The following is a 17,405-nucleotide window of genomic DNA, read 5'->3' as shown; positions in this document are numbered from 1 at the left end:
CGGTCAGGGCGGGCTTCCACGGACCTCGGTGACCCGATGCGACCATTTCGGCGCAACGGGATCCTTGCCGCGGGGACGAGGGAAGGTAAAGAACGTGTCGAAGGCCTGGCTGGCGCCGGCGGGGATACGGGCAAGCACCAGCGCCGTGTCCTCGCCCACCATCTTGCAGGAACCACCGGGGCAGTCTTCCAGTGTTACGGTCAGCCGGAAATAATCGAGGTCGAAACCGCTGTTGTTGACGGCGGTTCCGGTCGCGCGATAGCTCCTGTCCCTTCCCGAATTGGTGAAGGCCAGGCCCTCGATGGCAAGCTGGTCGGGTGTTGGGGCAGGGTCGGCCTGCTGGGGAGCGGGCACCGTCGGCTTTTTCAACGGGTCGGTATCCTTGAGCCAGATGATGAAAGCGACGATCAATCCCAAGGCGACGATCAGGCTGAGGCCCGGTTCGGCAAACCGCCGGAAGCGCGAGGAGCGCATGGCGAAATATACAATCAAAAGCCCTGCGACGGCAGGCAATATCCAAATCATCGAAATCCTCCAAGCCTTTATATAGGCGGGGCCGCACGGCGAGGGAAGGCGCGCTACCAAACAGCGTGGCGATTGTCGTCCTTGAGCATGTCCGGGGAACAAAGCTCGCAGATGTCCGTTTGTCCCGTGCCGTCCCGGCGCACCATAATCATGCAAAGAGGAGACACCAATGGCAGAGAAAGCCCTGGAAGACCTGTTCTACGACATGCTCAAGGATATCTACTATGCCGAGCGCAAGATTTTGAAGGCCCTGCCCAAGATGGCCAGGGGCGCCAAGAATCCCAAGCTGAAGGCAGCTTTCGAGAAGCATCGCGATGAAACCGAAGGCCAGGTCGAGCGCCTGCAGCAGGTGTTCGAGATTTTCGGCAAGCGTGCCATGGGCAAAACCTGCCCGGCCATCGATGGAATCATCGAGGAAGGCGAGGAGGTTCTGGAGGAATTCAAGAACTCGCCGGCGCTGGATGCCGGGCTGCTGGCCACCGCTCAGGCCGTCGAACACTACGAAATCGCGCGCTACGGCACGTTGAAGACCTGGGCGATGATGCTCGGCCTTACCGAAGCCGTCAAGCTTCTCGACCAGACCCTGCAGCAGGAAGGCAAGACCGATCACGACCTGACGGCCCTTGCCGAAGCATCGGTGAACGCATCCGCCCTGAAGAAGGCGGCCTGATTCAGCGATCCCAAACTGGCCGGATGTCTTATCCGGCCATTTTTTTACTTTAGGCTGATCCAGTATGCGCCGTTGAAGGGCACGGCGGCGAAGCGCGCATTGATCTCCTTCAGACTCTGATCCGGATCGATATCCGCGAACAGGTCGGGGCGGAGCCAGTGCGCGAAGGCTTCCGCGGCCAGAATATTCAGCGGGACGGCATTAAAGAAATTCCACAAGCCATGAACGCGGCCCTCCCGCACGCCTGACAGGTTGGCGAGAACCGGATTTTTCACGACCTCTCCCAGCGTGCTGCTAGCTTCGTCCGCAGAGACCCCCGGACCGACCGAAAAGGCGCTATAGGTGCCGCCCGGCGAGGCGGTGGCGATATAGACCTGCGGATCGGCCGCTATCAGATATTCGCTGCTGACGAGGCCGCCCTGGCGGGGCAGGTTGCCGTCGGTGACATTGCGGCTGCCGGTAATGCCGATGAATTCGCCGAGACCGCCGGTGCCATAGGCAAAGCAGCAACGGTCCGGATTGGGGAAGGCCTCCATCAATACGGTCGGGCCGGGCTGGGGATGGGCGGCGACGCGGTCGGTAATGCGTTTCAGGCGTTCCTCATAGAAATCGGCAAAAGCGTTCGCCTGGTCCTCCCGCTGGAGGATTTTCCCGAGCAGCCGCATGTTTTCTGGCGTGTTCCTGATCGGATCGCTGTTGAAATCGACGACGAAGACCGGCACGCCGGTTGCTTCCAGATAGTCGATCGCCCGCTTGCCGGGCTCGGTATCGGCCTGCCAGTTGGCAAGGATCGCAAGATCGGCTTTCAACGACAGGATCGTCTCGAAGGAGAGACCTTGGCCGGTGCCGTCGCCGATGATCGGGACATCGGCAAGGGCGGGAAACTTCTCTACGAAATCCCGATAGATTTCCGGATTGTCGCCCTTCATGTCGCCGGACCAGCCGGCCAGCAGGCTGACGGGGTCGGGGTGGATAAGCGACAGGGCAACCAGGTTGAAGCCGCTGCCGAGAAGGATCGCGCCCGGTCTTTCCTTGATCGTCACCTGCCGCCCGATCGCGTCGGTGATCGTCATCGGAAAGCGTTGCTCCGCCGCCGCCCCGGGGGCAAGCGCCAGAAACAGGCTGGTCATCAGGAGAATAAGCGTCTTCACATCATTGCTTTCTTTGGGCAGGCAAGGCGCAGAGTTCGCCGCAGCTCGGAATACCGGGCAGCAGGTAGCGCAGGCAGCAGATCTTGCGGCGGCACACCGTCTGTTCGCCGTCCATCTCGTGGCGCAGGCAATCGTGGAAGGGGTTTTTCGAACCGTCCGGCAGGTGCGGACAGGTAAACAGGGCGCGCGCGGCCCAGTTGTCGCCCGCCATGGCCGGACCGGCTTGCGTCGCATTATAGGCGTAGTCGATATAGACGGCGGCATTGTTCCAGGCGAGTTTTGGAGCGATGCCGCCCACCGTCTTCAACTGCGCAACGATTTCGGCAAGATGCTGGCTGACCAGCGGCATGACGAAGGACAGGAGGTTGGCGCCCCTGCCATCGCTCCAGTCGCCTTCGCCGGAGAGACCGAGCGCGCGCGGCAATCCGTCTTCCGCAAGCGCGATTGTCATGTCATTCGCTGCGACAGGCAGGACATGATCGGCCCGTCGAGCGACGATATAGGGGATCGCCAGCGCCGAGAAATAATAGAGCGACCACATGGAGGCGATCGCGCGCCGGTCGGTGCCGCCATGGGCGGCGGCATAGGTATCGAGCGCTGCGGAAAAGCCGCCGGACCTGAAGAACTCCGTCAGCGGGATGGCGCCTTCCAGCTCAGATGAAAGCATCATCTTCTCGCCGCACCAGGCGTGTTCACCGGCAAAAACCGCCTTCAGGCTCGAAGGCCCGAAAGCGGTTGCGTCGCTATGGATGGCCGTTGCGCTCACCGTTTCACCAATTGTATTTGAGAGAGCCGATGACGGTGCGACCCTGATCGCGGTAGCAGAAACCCGCCGAGCAGACGGCATCGCGCCGGTCGAAGAGATTGGTGGCGTTCACCTGCAGCCGCAGGCCGTCGTATTTCTTGTCGATGGCGGCGAAATCGTAGTGGGCGGCGGCATCGAACAGGACGCGCGAGGAATTGCGCGTGGTGTTCTGGTCGTTGCCGTAGCTCGATCCGAGGAAGCGCGCGCCGGCACCGAAGCCGAAACCGGCGCCGGCTCCGTCCTCGGGCAATGTGTAGTCCGCCCAGAGCGAGGCCATGTGGCGCGGCACGGAGGAAACATAATTGCCGACCGTGTCCGCCGGACCCTCGGTGATCTTGATGTCGGTATAGGTATAGGAGGCAATCAGCGACAGGCCATTGTCGAGGCTGGTATTGGCCTCGATCTCAAAGCCGCGGGAGCGCACCTTGCCGCGCTGGACTTGGATGTTTTCAGGGCCAGCGCCGATATCCATGACCTCGTAATAGAGGCTGTTCTTCTGGTCGATGTTGAACAGCGCCGCGGTGATCAGCGTGTTGCTGTTGGGCAGCAGATATTTGACGCCGATCTCTTCCTGCCGGCTTTCCGTTGGCTTGAAGGGCTGGCCGGTTTCTTTGTTCCAGCCTGCATTGGGCGAGAAAGCGGTGGAATAGCTGATATAGGGCGCAAGGCCGAAATCGGTCTCGTAGGTCAGGCCGATGCGGCCGGAAAAGGCCTTGTCCGTCTGCGATATGCTGTCCACCGCATTGGTGGCAAGGTCGGTCGTGTCTGTATCGGTGGAAACCCAGTCATAGCGGCCGCCAAGGGTCAGCGTCCAGGCATCATAGCGGATCTGGTCCTGGAGATAGGTGCCAAGCTGCCATTGGTCCTGATCCACGCGCTTGTCGAAATCGATCGGATCGGTCGGCCGGCCATCGGTCGGGTTCTGGGTGTCGAGCGGCGGCATCGGACCAGTGCCGGCAAGCGAACGGAAGCGCAGCCTGGAATAGTCGATGCCCGCAAGCAGCGTATGATCCAGCGCACCGGTATCGAACCGGGCTTCCATCTGATTATCAATGACGACCGCCGTCAGGCGCTCGTCGAAGGTGCCGGCGTTGCCGTCGAGATATCTCGGGTCGATGGCGTTGGGGCCATAGGCGAAGGCCCAGTCCGTGTCGGTGTTCAGCGTCGAAACGCGCATGTTCTGGCGGAAGGTGAAGACGTCGTTCAGCCGATGCTCGAACTCATAGCCGAGGCGGGCCTGCGTCTGGATGGAATCGTTGAAGTCGGGATTGCCGCCGAAAATGTCGGTCACCTGACCGGTCAGCGGGTCGTTATAATATGCCGCCGTACCGCCAGTCCTGCTGCGCGAATATTCACCGAGGATGGTCAGCTTGGTGTCTTCGTCCGGCTTCCAGGTAAAGGCGGGTGCGATATAGGCGCGGTCGTCGGGAACGCTGACCTGCTCGGTATCGCTATCGCGCAAAAGTCCGGTCATGCGGTAATAGAGCGGATCGGTGTCGTTGACCGGGCCGGAAAAATCGAACTGCCCCTGGTGGCGATTGTCGGTGCCGTATTGGATCTGCAGTTCGCGCAGCGGCACTTCGGTAGGGCGCTTGGTGATGAGATTGAAGAGGCCGCCGGCGCCGGATGCACCATAGAGGGCCGAGGAGGGGCCGCGCAGGATGGAGACGCCTTCGAGGCCATAGGGTTCGTTCTTGAACAGGGAAGAACTGGCGCCCGGCTGGCGCAGATTATCGCGAAAGACGCCCGTATAGGTGACGTCGAAACCGCGCACCGTGAAAGAATCGAAGCGCGGATCGAAGCCGGAGGCTCCGACACGGGCACCCGGCGTATAGGCGAATGTTTCGAGAAGCGTCTGCGGATTGCGGTCCTTCAGCTGCTGTTCGGTGACCGATGAAATCGACTGCGGCGTCTGCAGGAAAGGGGTATCGATCTTGGCGCCGGTGGCGCTGCCGGTCCCGACATAGCCATCGCCGGTGATGACGCCGCCGCTGCCGCCGGTAACGGTCAGTGCCTCTAGTGCCGTTGCGCCATCGGCGTCCTGTGCAAGGGCCGACGAAGCGAAGACGGCTGCCAGTGGCAGGACTGCGGCAAGCGACAGGCGCCGGGTGTTCAGGCGGTGGATATTGCTGGGTGTTTGAGGCATCGGATCGACTTCACTAAACATAATAAGATGAGCTCTATTATCATGTTTGTTTCCGTCGAAAAGAGATTTATGACTATTTTAGTCATGTTTTTTGTCGCGAAATGTCGCAGCCTGAAGCCGCCCCGGTCGTGGACCGTTGCGGCTCCTTGAATGTCGTCGGTGCCTAAAGGACGGCGCTGCCGGCCATCAGGGCGAGCACCAGGAAGATCAGGAAAATCGCGAGCGCGATATAGAACAGGATTTTGGCGATCGAGGCCGTGGCGGCGGAAACGCCGGAAAAGCCGAGAAAGCCGGTGATGAGCGAAATTACAAAGAAAATCAGCGCCCATTTGAGCATGACAGTCCCTCCATGGTTCAACAATGCATTGACGCGCGAAAGGCGGAAAAGTTCCCTCGGGAGCGCAGTGTGGAAGTCTTGCCGGAGCCCGGCGTAGCGTATTGCGGCCGGCAAGAAGCACCCGCCGGCCGCGATGTGAAGGCATCAGCCGTGATTGATCATCACGTGGCGGACGGCGGTATAGTCTTCCAGCGCATAGATCGACATATCCTTGCCATAGCCGGATTGCTTGACGCCGCCATGCGGCATCTCGTTGGTCAGCATGAAATGGGTGTTGATCCAGGTGCAGCCATATTGCAGGCGTGAGGCCGCCTTCATCGCCTTCGAAATATCCTTGGTCCAGACGGAGGAGGCGAGGCCGTAGTCGCTGTCGTTTGCCCATTTTACTGCCTGATCGTCTTCCTTGAACCTCGTCACGGAGACGACAGGTCCGAAGACCTCGCGCCGGACGATTTCGTCTTCCTGGGTGGCGCCGGCCACGACCGTCGGCTTGAAGAAGAAGCCGTCCTTGCTGCCGAGTTCGCCGCCGGTGGTGATTTCGATATGCTTCTGCTCGGTGGCGCGCTCGACGAAGCTTGCGACCCGATCGCGCTGGCGGCGGGAGATCAGCGGGCCGATCTCGTTTTCCGTGTCGTCGGGGAGGTTGTATTTGATCGTCGAGACGGCGGAGGTGAGGTCGGCGACCAGTTTTTCGTAGATGCCGTCCTGGGCGTAGATGCGGCAGGCGGCCGTGCAGTCCTGGCCGGCATTGTAATAGCCGAAGGTGCGGATGCCGTTGACGACGGCTTCGAGATCGGCGTCGTCATAGACGATCACCGGCGCCTTGCCGCCGAGTTCGAGATGCGTGCGTTTGACGGTCTTGGCGGCGGCCTGCAACACCTTCTTGCCGGTGGCGATATCGCCGGTGATCGAGACCATGCCGATCTTCGGGTGGTTGATCAGCGTATTGCCGACCGTTTCGCCGCGGCCGAGCACGATGTTCACCACGCCCTCGGGCAGGATATCGGCGAGCAGGCGGGCCATTTTCAGGGCCGTCAGAGGCGTCTGCTCGGAGGGCTTGAAAACGACGGTATTGCCCCCGGCAATCGCCGGCGCCAGCTTCCAGGCCATCATCATCAGCGGATAGTTCCACGGCGCGATCGAGCCGATGATGCCGACCGGGTCGCGCCGGATCATCGAGGTATGGCCGGGAAGGTATTCGCCGGCCACCGTCGCATGCAACGAGCGGATGGCGCCCGCGAAGAAACGCCAGCAATCCACGATCGCCGGCAGTTCGTCGTTGCGCACGGCATTGATCGGCTTGCCGCAGTTCAGCGCTTCGAGTGCCGCGAAGGCTTCCGCATCCTTCTCGATCGCGTCGGCGATCTTCAGCAGATAGCCGGAACGTTCCCCCGGCGTCGTCATCGACCAGCTGGCAAAGGCTTTTTCGGCGGCATCGACTGCCCGCTCGATCTGCGATTGCGAGGCTTCGGGAAGGGCGATGATCCCAGCGCCGGTGCGTGGATTGAGGATCTGTTCCTCGATCTCGGTGCCTGCCTCGAATGTCGATCCGATCAGCAATTGCGTGTCCATGAGAATTCTCCCTTGATGTCCTAAATTATTTGCCGCCGCCGGCGATCTGGTCGCCATCGCGGGTGAGGTAATAGGCGGCCAGGATCGGCAGGGCGGTCACCAGCACCACCACCATGGCGACGACATTGGTGACCGGCCGCTGGCGTGGGCGGATCAGTTCCTCCAGCATCCAGATCGGCAGCGTCGATTGCTGGCCGCCGGTGAAGGTGGTGACGATGACCTCGTCGAAGGACAGCGCGAAGGCAAGCATGCCGCCGGCGAGTAGCGCCGTGCCGATATTGGGCAGGATGATATGGCGAAAGGTCTGGAAACCGTCGGCGCCGAGGTCCATGGAGGCTTCGATCAGCGAACCGGAGACGCGGCGGAAGCGCGCCACCGCGTTATTGTAGACGACGACGATGCAGAAAGTGGCGTGGCCGAGCACGATGGTCCAGAAGGAAAAGGGGATATCGGCCATCGAGAAGGCGGAGCGCAGCGCGATGCCGGTGATGATGCCGGGAAGGGCGATCGGCAGGATGACCAGCAGCGAGATGGTTTCGCGGCCGAAGAAACGCGTCTGGCTGACGGCGGCGGCGCAGAGCGTGCCGAGCACCAGTGCGATGGCGGTGGCGATCGTCGCGACCTTCACCGAGAGCGCCAGCGCCGCCCAGACATCCGGCCGGTTCCAGGTGACGGCGAACCATTGCAGCGTCAGGCCGGGCGGCGGGAACTGGTAGCTTTTTTCCTCCGTGGTGAAGGCATAAAGGAAGATCAAGAGGATCGGGATATGCAGGAAGGCGAGCCCGCCGATGGCGGCGATCTTCAAGGGCAGCGGGGCGGATGCGGAGCGGTCAGAGCGCATCGAAGGCCCCCATGCGTTTGGCCATCCACAGATAGAGGCCCATGATGACGATCGGCACGACGGTGAAGGCGGCGGCGAGCGGGATATTGCCGGCCGTGCCCTGCTGCGCATAGACGGCCTGGCCGATAAACAGGCGCGAGGAGCCGACGATCTGCGGAATGATATAGTCGCCCAAAGTCAGCGAGAAGGTGAAGATCGAGCCGGCGACGATGCCGGGCAGCGCCAGCGGAAAGAGAACATGCCGGAAGGTTTGGCCGGGATTGCCGCCAAGGTCCGACGATGCCTCGATCAGGTTGCCGGGCACGCGCTCGAGCGCTGCCTGGATCGGCAGGATCATGAAGGGCATCCAGACATAGACGAAGACGAGGAAGGTGCCGGTATAGCTGACCGAGAGCGAATTGCCGCCGATAATCGGAAGCGAAAGCCAGGCATCGAGCAGCCAGGAAAGATGCAGCTTGCCGAAGGCCCAGGTAAGAATGCCTTCCTTGGCAAGGATCAGCTTCCAGGCATAGATCTTGACGAGATAGCTCGACCAGAGCGGCAGCATGACGCCGAGATAGAAGATCGCCTTCCATTTTCCCCGGGCGTAGCGGGCGGCATAATAGGCGATCGGGAAGGCGATCAGGGCCGAGAACAGCGTGACGGCGGCAGCCATGGTGACGGTGCGCAGGATAATGTCGAAATTCGCGTCCGAGAACAGTTGCCTGTAGGTCGCCAGCGTAAACTCGTAATTGATCAGGCCCGAGAAATCATCGATCGAGAAGAAGCTCTGAAGCAGGAGGGCAAGCAGCGAGCCGAGATAGATGATGCCGAGCCAGAGGACGGGCGGCCCGAGCAGGATCAAGAGCAGGAGATGCGGGTGCTTCCACAAAAAATCCGATATCCGGCCCGTCACACCGGGTCTGTTCGGCTGGATGGGGGCTCCGGTGGCAAGCGCGCTCATGCGTCCTCCATCAGGTGAAGGTCGTTGCGCGAGAAGGCGAGCTCGACATCCGCACCGATTTCCGGAACCGGCATGGAGGCGGGGCTGGCGACAATGATCTTTTCGCCGTCACAATCAACGGTGATGCGATTGACGGCGCCGAGGAAGCTGCGCGAAATCACCTTGCCCGGCAAGGTGAGCTGTTCGGCCCAGGACGTGCCGATGGCGATCGCCTCCGGGCGCAGGCTGGCGGCCTTCGCCGGCACGCCGAGCTTCGCGCAGATAGCGCTGGAGAGGACATTGGACGAGCCGACGAAATCGGCGACGAAGCGGGTTTGCGGGCGCTTGTAGATATCTTCGGGCGTTCCGAGCTGCTGGATCCTGCCCTCGTTGAAGACGGCGATGCGGTCGGCCATCGACAGGGCCTCGCCCTGGTCATGGGTGACGAAGACGAAGGTGATGCCGAGCGATTTCTGCAGGCTTTTCAGTTCCTCCTGCATCTGCTCGCGCAGCTTGAGATCAAGCGCGCCGAGCGGTTCGTCGAGCAGCAGCACCTTCGGCTTGTTGACGAGCGCGCGGGCGAGCGCCACTCGCTGGCGCTGGCCGCCGGATAGCTGGCCCGGCCGCCGCTGGCCATAGCCCGGCAGCTTGACCATGGCGAGCGCATCCTCGGCTGCCCTGCGGCGTTCTTCCTTGCCGGCACCCTTGACCATCAGCCCATAGGCGACATTGTCGAGAATGGAGAGATGCGGGAAGAGGGCATAGTCCTGGAACACCGTGTTGACGCTGCGGCGATACGGCGGCACGCCTTCGGCAGTCTCGCCGAAAATCTCTATATGGCCGTGTGTCGGCTGCTCGAAGCCGGCCATCAGCCTGAGGCAGGTGGTCTTGCCGGAGCCGGACGGGCCGAGCATGGCGAAGAATTCGCCAGCCGCGATTTCAAGATCGACCGCATCGACGGCTTTGACTGCGCCGAAATGGCGGGAGACGTTTTGAAAAAGGACGGCGGCGGTCATGGGGGCTCCGGAAATTGCGAGAACTGCCCCTCATCCGGCCTGTCGGCCACCTTCTCCCCGTAAACGGGGCGAAGGGGCAGGCAGCGAACTCCGTCGTCTCACTCTCATAAGGTGAAACGAAGTGCGGTTGGCAGTCTCTGTCGTTCCCTCTCCCCGCAAGCGGGGAGAGGGTTAGGGTGAGGGGCGTTCCAGGTTCTAAAACTACCGCCCGCCGATGACGCCGATATAGTCGGAGACCCAGCGGTGGTAGGGCACGCATTCGCCCTGGCTTTCGCATTTGGACACCGGCGTCTTCCAGAACTTGATCTTCTCGAAGTCGTTGTAGCCGTTGTTGGCGCAGCCTTCGTCGGTCAGCAATTCATTGCCCTTGCAGGCGGCGGGGACCGAGGGAACGGTGCCGAACCAGGCGGAGACATCGCCCTGGACCTTGGGCGACAGCGTGTGCTCCATCCACATATAGGCGCAGTTCGGATGGGTGCTTTCGGCATGCAGCATGGTCGTATCTGCCCAGCCGGTGGCGCCTTCTTCCGGGAAGACGGAGGCGATCGGCTGTTTTTCGGCCTTCAGGAGATTGACCTGGAAGGGCCAGGAGCCGGAGGCGACGACGCCTTCGTTCTTGAAATCGTCGATCTGGATCATCGCGTCGTGCCAGTAGCGGCTGGCAAGGGTGCGCTGGACGCGCAGCACGTCGAGGGCTGCCTTGTACTGATCCTCGTTGAGTTCGAAGGGGTCCTTGATGCCGAGTTCAGGCTTGTGCGCCATCAGGTAGTTGGCAGCGTCGGCCACGTGGATCGGACCGTCATAGGCCTGGACGCGGCCCTTGTTGGACTTGCCGTCGGGCAGGGTCATCTCCTCGAAGACGACCTTCCAGCTCTTCGGTGCCTCGTCCTTGAAGGCTTCGGTATTGTACATCAGAACGTTCGGACCCCAGACGTAAGGGGTGCCGTAGTGCACGTCCTTCACCGTGTGCCAGGGCGCGTTCTGGAGGCGTTCGTCGATGGTCGACCAACTCGGGATGAGCGCGGTGTTGATCGGCTGGACGCGCTTGCCGGCGACCAGCCGCAGCGAGGCATCGCCCGAGGCGGTGACGAGGTCGAAGCCGCCCTCGTTCATCAGCGCGACCATTTCGTCGGAGGTCGCGGCGGTCTTGACGCTGACCTTGCAACCGGTCTTCTCCTCGAAGCCGGTGACCCAGTCATAGGCCTTGTCGGTTTCGCCGCGCTCGATATAGCCAGCCCAGGCGACGATCGACAGTTCGCCTTCACCCTTGCCGAGCTCCTTCAAAGGTTCCTGTGCGAAGGCAGGGGCGGAAAAGGCAAGCGAAAGCGTAAGCGCGGTGCAGGATTTCAGAATCTTCTTCATAGAAGTCTCCCCGTTTGATGCCCGATTACTTCGGTCTTGTTCCCGTAGATGAAGGTGCCCCGGTTTCGCCGCTTTCGCAAATTCATTAATTAGAACGGCGGTATCGGAAATTCCGATATCGGGGCACTATCGGCCGCGACCGCTGCGCAAGGCTTCGGCGACGCCGATGAAATCCTTTGCCGATTGGGGCAGGCCGGAGCCCTTGCGCCAGACCATACCGACCTGGACGACGGGCAGGGCGCCGGAGACGTCGCGGCTTTCGATGCGGTCGCCTTCCAGCGACCAGGGCCGGTAGACCAGGTCCGGCAGCAGCGCGATGCCGGCGCCGGTGGCGACGAGGCTGCGCACCGCCTCGACGGAGCGGGTGCGGAAGGCGACATGAGGGCGGGCGCCGAGCGCGGTGAGGAGCTTGCCGGTATTCTCCTCGATTTCATCCACCGTCAGCATGATCAGCGGTTCCTTGGCGATATCGGCGACCGAGATGATATCGGCCGAAACGAGCGGATGGCCGAGCGGCAGCCAGAGGCGATAGGGCGAGGTCTCGATGATCTCGGCCTGCAGGGCCATGCGGTCGCGCAGATTGGAAATGACCATGACCGCGACATCCAGTTCGCCGCCGACGAGGAGGTGCTCGAGATAGGAGCCATTGTCCTCGATGGCGCTGACCTCGACGCCGGGGCAGGCGCGGCGATATCGGGCCAGCAGATCGGACAGCACATAGCCGGCGACCAGCGAGGTGACACCGAGATTGAGCTTGCCGCCGGTGCGCTCCTCCCGCTCCTGCGAAAACGAGCGGCGCGCATCCGAGACGCCGGCAAGGATCTTCGTCGCATGGCGCAGGAACTGGTGGCCGTTATGAGTGATATGCAGCCCGCGCGGATGGCGCTCGAACAGTTCGACGCCGAGATCGGTCTCCAGTTCCTTCACCGCTTCGGTGATCGAGGATTGCGAGATCGACAGATTCTGCGCCGCCCGGGTGACGCTGCCCTGTTCGGCGACCGCGATGAAATACTGGAGTTGACGGAGGGTGAAGGCCATGTCTCAGCTAACACGGCAGGAGGGGGGAATGGCAAGAGTTGTGCAGGAGGTCAGCGATAGCACCGATCATCCGTCCGTCCAGTCCTCCGGGAAATCCCTGCCACCATAGAAAATGCGCAATATGCGAACGGTATCTTGCTCCACCGTTCTTGCTCCACCGTGAATGCAATCGACGCGCGGTGCTCGAAACCGGTGATCCGCAGGCCGGGATAAAGGTCATTGCGCTGCGTGCCGCGAAGAGGGAAGTTGGAAAGTGCCATGCAGGCCTTCTCTATGCGATCGAGATAGGCGCCGGCTCGTTCAAGACCGCTGTTCTCAGCGATATAGCGATAGATTTCCGCAAGGTCGTTTTCCGCTGCTGGTCGGAAGACGACATTTGCCAAGCTTACCGGCTTTCAAGATGAATGGAGCGAAGCCGTGCAAAAACCTCGGCGGCCGGAATGTCGGGATGAGGATCGCTGATCGCTTCATGAATTTTGGCGCGCATGGTTTTGTTCACGGCCGTTTCCTCGCGATCAAGCGCGCGCAGGCCTGCGCGCACCACTTGACTTGCGTCCTCATAGGTGCCGGCTTGCAGTCGGGCATCCAGCAGCGCCTGCTGCTCGCCAAGTGTGACGGTAATGGATTTTCCTGTTCGCATGCGACAAAGGTAACATGGCCGCACCACATTGTCATATTCGAAAATCTCGGGAATTTGTCGGATCGAGAACAGAGGCGGCCTGAGTTTCCGCTATGCTGAATTTTCGAAGAATGATGGCCCAGACATGACAACCAAACCGCCTTTCCCCACCGAACCCGGCATCCTCGCCTTCCACAGGCGTTGCGAGGATTTCTATCCGGCGGATGCGGTGGATGCCTCCATTCAGCAGCAGCGCGCGTGGTATGATGCGCTGTGCGCCGAGTTCGATGCGCCGTCGCCGGAAGGGTTGACGCGGGAGGATCAACTCGTGGCCGAACGTATTCCGGTGCGCCGTTACCGGCCTGCCGAGATCGCGACGCAGACGCGGATTTTCTATATCCATGGCGGTGGTTTCGTCGTCGGATCGCTGCAAAGCCATGATGCGATCTGCGCCGAAATTGCGCATGTCGCTAGGGCGGAGCTCGTTTCCGTCGATTACCGGCTGGCGCCGGAACATGTCTGGCCGGCGGCCTTCGAAGATTGCTTCGAGGTACTGCAATGGCTGCTTGCCGATGGACGGCCGCTGGTGGTTGTCGGCGACAGTGCCGGCGGCAATCTGGCAGCAGGCCTGGCGCTGAAGGCCAGGACCGAAGGGCTTGCCGGCATTGTCGGACAGGTGCTGATCTATCCCGGATTGGGCGGCGATCTCGTGTCGGGATCCTATGTCGAGATGGCGCAGGCACCGGGCCTGTCGACGGCGGATGTCGCCTATTACCGCGATATCCTGAAGGCGCCGGCGGAAAACGCCGTTGCCCATCCGTTGAAGGCGGCTGATCTTTCCGGCCTGCCGCCGGCCTATATCACCTCGGCGCATTTCGATCCGTTGCGTGACGATGCCGCGCTCTATGCGCAGCGCCTGGCGGCAGCGGGGATTGAGGTTACCTATCGGAACGAACCGCAGATGATCCATGCCTGGCTGCGCGCCCGCCATAGGAGCGAGGGCGCGCGGGAGGGGTTTGCGCATCTGTGCTGCGGCATAGGCAGGCTCGTCGGAACGAGTTGGTTACCCCTTCGCCTTGCCGACTAATACCGGATCGGGGCTGAACTTTGCCGGGAAGAGGGCCTTGAGGTTCCCGATCTTCGGCATGTCGTTGTAGACGATATAGGGATAGGTCGGGTTGAGCGTCAGGAAGTCCTGATGGTAATCCTCGGCCGGATAGAAGGCTTTCACGTCCGATACTTTGGTGACCACCGGCTCGCTGAAAACGGCTGCTTTTTCAAGCTGGGCGATATAGCTCTGCGCAATCTGCTTCTGCTCGCCGCTGGTGGCGAAGATTTCCGAGCGATATTGCGTGCCGTGGTCGGGCCCCTGGTAGTTCAACTGCGTCGGATTGTGGGCAACCGAGAAATAGATCTGCAGCAACTGGCCATAGGTCACCTGCCCGGGGTCATAGGTGACCTCCACCGCTTCGGCATGGCCCGTATCGCCGCCGCCGACCGCCTCGTAGATGGCCGTTTCGCTGCTGCCGCCGGAATAGCCGGAAACGGCGTTCTTCACGCCTTTGACATGCTGGAAAACCCCCTGTACGCCCCAGAAGCAACCACCGGCGAACACTGCTTTTTCGGTGGTCGTCTTGGCCGCTTCGTCGATCGCGGGCGGGGGAATGACGACGGCTTCTTCGGCGGCCTGGCTGAAGGTCGAGGTCATCACGAGGAAGGTGGCGGCAATGACGGTTGCGCCGGCAATGGCGAAAAACGGTGTGGATTTCTTTAGGGTTTTGAGCGCTGCGGCAGTGGACATGGGATTCCTCCGGAATGGGCTTGCGGCAGGCCGGCTGCCGGATGCCTGGACATGCGTTCTTGCTTTATGAGCAGAGACTGACCCGATCCCGGCTTGTCGGTCAAATCGCAAATACGTGCGTCACGCCGAATTGAGCGGCCGGTGGCGGCAATACACGCCGGCGTGATGCCGGCTCAAGGCAAGGAAACGGAATGACCGGCATTACCGATCTGGACCTGCTCTTGCGCGAGATGCGGCCGCTTCTGCGCCCCGGCGATTATGTCTATTGCAGTGTGCCGCTGGAGGATGAAGGATGGCTGGCGCTGTCGCCGCTGTGTACCTTCCGCGAGGACGAAGGGCTGACGCTGATCCTCGAGCGCGATGCTGCGGATCGGGCGGGCCTTGCCTACGGGCCGGTGATGCGCTGCATCACGCTCAGCGTGCATTCGGCGCTGGAGGCTGTGGGGCTGACGGCTGCGGTAGCAGCTGCGCTGACGCGGCACGGCATCAGCGCCAATGTGGTCGCCGCCTTCCATCACGATCATGTGTTCGTGCCCGCTCCGGATGCGGAGCGGGCACTTGCAGCACTTGCCGAGGCGGTGCCTGTCTGACCTCAGGTGAAATCGCGGGCGATGCGCTTTTCGAAGGTTTTTTGATAGACCTGTTCTTCACCTTCGAAGGCCGTCACCGAAGCGGAGGTCAGCCATTCCGTCGCCGTGCAGCCGATGCGCGAGACGGAGACGGTTTTCACCGACCAATTTTCCCGTTTGGCGATGCAGGTCCAGGTGGCGAGGCCGGTCATCGACAGGGGATTGTCGGCGGCGATCGTCCAGGTCTCCTCGCGGATGTCCTGCGTGGCAAAGCCGCTATCTGGATGTTCGGAAAGCCCGCTATCCTCGTGGATGTGATAATGAGTCTTGCCGGTCGTCAGGTCGCGCTCGACCCGGCGGCTGGTGCTGCCGGCCGCATGCTCGATATATTTCGGCAGCGGATCGGGGTTTTCCGGCTCCGGAAGGGTGATTTTCCGGTGTTCGCCGAGTTTTGGCAGGGCAAGGCCGAGCGAGGCCAGATCGAGCGTCAGGCCCGGATCGCCGGGGGCCGGTAGGACCATCGGCCAATAGGCGGTGGAGAGCGAGAGCCGAATGCGATGGCCGGCGCCGAACCGGTAGCCGCAGGCATCGAGCACCAGTTGAACTCGTGTCTTCTTTCCTTTTTCCATCGGTTTCGGATCGGCATTGCCGTCGCGATGGGCAAGGTTCAGCACACCGAAACTGACGCGGGTCGCGGAACCGTCCGGATGAATATCGACCAGCCGGGCGATCAGATTGGCCCATTCCCCGTCGCAGGCCAGCTCCACCGTTAAGACCGGTTGGCCGAGATAATCGACCGCTTCCACCAGCGGTGCGGTTTCGAAGGTCAGCGAACCGGCATCATCGACACGCTGGTCGCCGGCCATCTCAGCATCCGGCTTCAGCGTGAACCATTCGCCCGACGCAGTGCCGGTGTCGAGCGGCGATTTCAGATAGGCGGCCTGGTCGTGGGCGCCGGCGATCGACATGCCTTCGAGTAGGGTTTTGAACTGATCGATATAGAAGGTCTGCATCTCCGGCTTCTGCCAGCGATCCTTGGCAATCCAGAAGCCCGGCTCGACATCACGCCGGAGCTGTGGCTTCGGGCCATCCAGGATGAAGGCGCGCATCTGCGGCAGGTCTTCGACGCCGGTGTCTTCGTCGCGCAACCAGCGGTTCCACCAGGCAATCGCCTCGCCATGGAAATCGGCGCGGGGCTTGGGCCAGGCGAAATGCGGATATTTGTGAACCCAGGGGCCGATCAGCGCCTTGACCTTGTCGCCGAGGCCTTCAGCCGCCTTCATCGGCGTGTTGCGATAGCCGTCCGCCCATCCGGCAATGACCATGGCCGGCACCGGGAAACCACCGAAATCCTCGCAGATCGAGCCATGGTCCCAGAAGCCATCGCGGCGCTGGTGTTTTAGCCATTCCTCTAGGAAGAAGGGTTCGTCCCTGAGTCGCTCCAGCCACATCTCCTTCCATCTGTCGCCGACCAGTGCCGGGTCCGGCGCGCGCGACTGATAGGCGAGCATGGTCGCCGCCCAGGAAAGCTGGGCCGAAAGATGGGTGCCGTTCTTGTAATGGATATCGTCATTGTAGCGATCGACCGTCGAGGCGATGGAGATCACCGCCTTGAGGGCAGGCGGCTTCAGGGCCGCCACCTGCAGGCAGTTGAACCCGCCCCAGGAGATGCCCATCATGCCGACCTTGCCGTTCGACCAGGGCTGTGCGGCGATCCAGGCGACCAGTTCGCAGCCGTCCGCCAGTTCGCGTTCGGTATATTCGCCATCGATGACGCCATCGGATTCGCCGCTGCCGCGAATATCGACGCGAACGCCGGCGATGCCGGCTTCGGCGAAGACGGGATAGGTCGATTCGTCCCGCGCATTCGTGCCGCCGCGCTTGCGGTAGGGCAGAAATTCGAGAACGGCCGGAACCGGATCGGTCCCGGTTCCCTCCGGCATCCAGATGCGCGCGGCAAGCCGCGTGCCGTCCTTCAGGATGATCCATTCATTTTCGATGACAGTAAAACCGCGTCTGGACATGGATTCT

18 protein-coding genes are annotated in these 17,405 nt (G+C 61.7%); 3 read left to right on the top strand and 15 right to left on the bottom strand.

The window, feature by feature from the left end:
* Nucleotides 1-3 precede the first annotated feature (3 nt).
* On the bottom strand, nt 4-525 hold the full coding sequence (locus ASD31_RS02720; RefSeq protein WP_056328908.1) for a hypothetical protein: 522 nt from the start codon (nt 523-525) through the stop codon (nt 4-6).
* A 169-nt stretch (nt 526-694) separates the two neighbouring features.
* On the opposite strand from ASD31_RS02720, the gene ASD31_RS02715 reads away from it, so the two are divergent.
* On the top strand, nt 695-1,195 hold the full coding sequence (locus ASD31_RS02715; RefSeq protein ID WP_056328905.1) for a ferritin-like domain-containing protein: 501 nt from the start codon (nt 695-697) through the stop codon (nt 1,193-1,195).
* Between the two features lie 44 nt (nt 1,196-1,239).
* Here the strand turns inward: ASD31_RS02715 and ASD31_RS02710 are convergent, their stop codons facing one another.
* The 12 genes from ASD31_RS02710 to ASD31_RS02660 form a co-directional block, all read right to left on the bottom strand.
* Entirely contained in the window at nt 1,240-2,325 is a 1,086-nt protein-coding gene (locus tag ASD31_RS02710; RefSeq protein WP_056329356.1) for an ABC transporter substrate-binding protein, read from the bottom strand.
* Between the two features lie 22 nt (nt 2,326-2,347).
* Nucleotides 2,348-3,016: a siderophore-iron reductase FhuF gene (fhuF, locus tag ASD31_RS02705; protein ID WP_244483748.1), complete on the bottom strand. Its 669-nt coding sequence runs from the start codon at nt 3,014-3,016 to the stop codon at nt 2,348-2,350.
* Between the two features lie 100 nt (nt 3,017-3,116).
* On the bottom strand, nt 3,117-5,297 hold the full coding sequence (locus ASD31_RS02700; protein ID WP_056329353.1) for a TonB-dependent siderophore receptor: 2,181 nt from the start codon (nt 5,295-5,297) through the stop codon (nt 3,117-3,119).
* Nucleotides 5,298-5,460: 163 nt separating this feature from the next.
* A complete protein-coding gene (locus tag ASD31_RS25130) occupies nt 5,461-5,634 on the bottom strand; it encodes a DUF1328 domain-containing protein (RefSeq protein WP_082520371.1) in 174 nt (57 codons plus the stop codon).
* Between the two features lie 144 nt (nt 5,635-5,778).
* A complete protein-coding gene (locus tag ASD31_RS02695; RefSeq protein WP_056328901.1) occupies nt 5,779-7,206 on the bottom strand; it encodes a gamma-aminobutyraldehyde dehydrogenase in 1,428 nt (475 codons plus the stop codon).
* Nucleotides 7,207-7,231: 25 nt separating this feature from the next.
* Entirely contained in the window at nt 7,232-8,047 is an 816-nt protein-coding gene (locus ASD31_RS02690; protein WP_056328898.1) for an ABC transporter permease, read from the bottom strand.
* The gene (locus ASD31_RS02685) at nt 8,037-8,990 is read right to left on the bottom strand and encodes an ABC transporter permease (protein WP_056328896.1); all 954 of its coding nucleotides are present in this window, start codon (nt 8,988-8,990) and stop codon (nt 8,037-8,039) included. The genes ASD31_RS02690 and ASD31_RS02685 overlap by 11 nt, the downstream gene beginning before the upstream one ends.
* Complete coding sequence (locus ASD31_RS02680) at nt 8,987-9,985, bottom strand: ABC transporter ATP-binding protein (RefSeq protein ID WP_056328893.1); 999 nt, start codon at nt 9,983-9,985, stop codon at nt 8,987-8,989. Before ASD31_RS02680 ends, ASD31_RS02685 begins: the two co-directional genes overlap by 4 nt.
* A 201-nt stretch (nt 9,986-10,186) precedes the next feature.
* Nucleotides 10,187-11,347, bottom strand: coding sequence for an ABC transporter substrate-binding protein (locus ASD31_RS02675; protein ID WP_056328890.1), 1,161 nt, complete (start codon nt 11,345-11,347; stop codon nt 10,187-10,189).
* Between the two features lie 126 nt (nt 11,348-11,473).
* Nucleotides 11,474-12,385 (bottom strand): LysR family transcriptional regulator, encoded by a 912-nt coding sequence (locus ASD31_RS02670; RefSeq protein WP_056328889.1) that lies wholly within the window; start codon nt 12,383-12,385, stop codon nt 11,474-11,476.
* 50 nt (nt 12,386-12,435) lie between these two features.
* Nucleotides 12,436-12,768 (bottom strand): type II toxin-antitoxin system RelE/ParE family toxin, encoded by a 333-nt coding sequence (locus ASD31_RS02665; RefSeq protein ID WP_244483732.1) that lies wholly within the window; start codon nt 12,766-12,768, stop codon nt 12,436-12,438.
* A 2-nt stretch (nt 12,769-12,770) separates the two neighbouring features.
* Complete coding sequence (locus ASD31_RS02660; protein WP_056328885.1) at nt 12,771-13,025, bottom strand: type II toxin-antitoxin system ParD family antitoxin; 255 nt, start codon at nt 13,023-13,025, stop codon at nt 12,771-12,773.
* 124 nt (nt 13,026-13,149) lie between these two features.
* On the opposite strand from ASD31_RS02660, the gene ASD31_RS02655 reads away from it, so the two are divergent.
* Nucleotides 13,150-14,091 carry an alpha/beta hydrolase gene (locus ASD31_RS02655; RefSeq protein ID WP_056328882.1) on the top strand — a complete coding sequence of 314 codons (942 nt, stop codon included), beginning with the start codon at nt 13,150-13,152 and terminating at the stop codon, nt 14,089-14,091.
* Here ASD31_RS02655 and msrA read toward each other — a convergent pair.
* A complete protein-coding gene (gene msrA / locus ASD31_RS02650) occupies nt 14,068-14,712 on the bottom strand; it encodes a peptide-methionine (S)-S-oxide reductase MsrA (protein WP_244483747.1) in 645 nt (214 codons plus the stop codon). The genes ASD31_RS02655 and msrA overlap by 24 nt on opposite strands.
* A gap of 284 nt (nt 14,713-14,996) precedes the next feature.
* Here msrA and ASD31_RS02645 point away from each other — a divergent pair, with 284 nt between their 5' ends.
* Nucleotides 14,997-15,395, top strand: coding sequence for an ACT domain-containing protein (locus ASD31_RS02645; protein ID WP_056328875.1), 399 nt, complete (start codon nt 14,997-14,999; stop codon nt 15,393-15,395).
* A gap of 2 nt (nt 15,396-15,397) precedes the next feature.
* Here the strand turns inward: ASD31_RS02645 and ASD31_RS02640 are convergent, their stop codons facing one another.
* Nucleotides 15,398-17,398, bottom strand: a complete 2,001-nt coding sequence (locus ASD31_RS02640; RefSeq protein WP_056328872.1) for a CocE/NonD family hydrolase — start codon at nt 17,396-17,398, stop codon at nt 15,398-15,400.
* Between the last annotated feature and the right edge of the window lie 7 nt (nt 17,399-17,405).

Origin of the sequence: Rhizobium sp. Root482, from assembly GCF_001426565.1 — a bacterium.
GTDB lineage: Bacteria > Pseudomonadota > Alphaproteobacteria > Rhizobiales > Rhizobiaceae > Pararhizobium.
The sequence above is the reverse complement of the archived record's forward strand: the minus strand, read 5'-3'. Positions and strand labels throughout refer to the sequence as shown.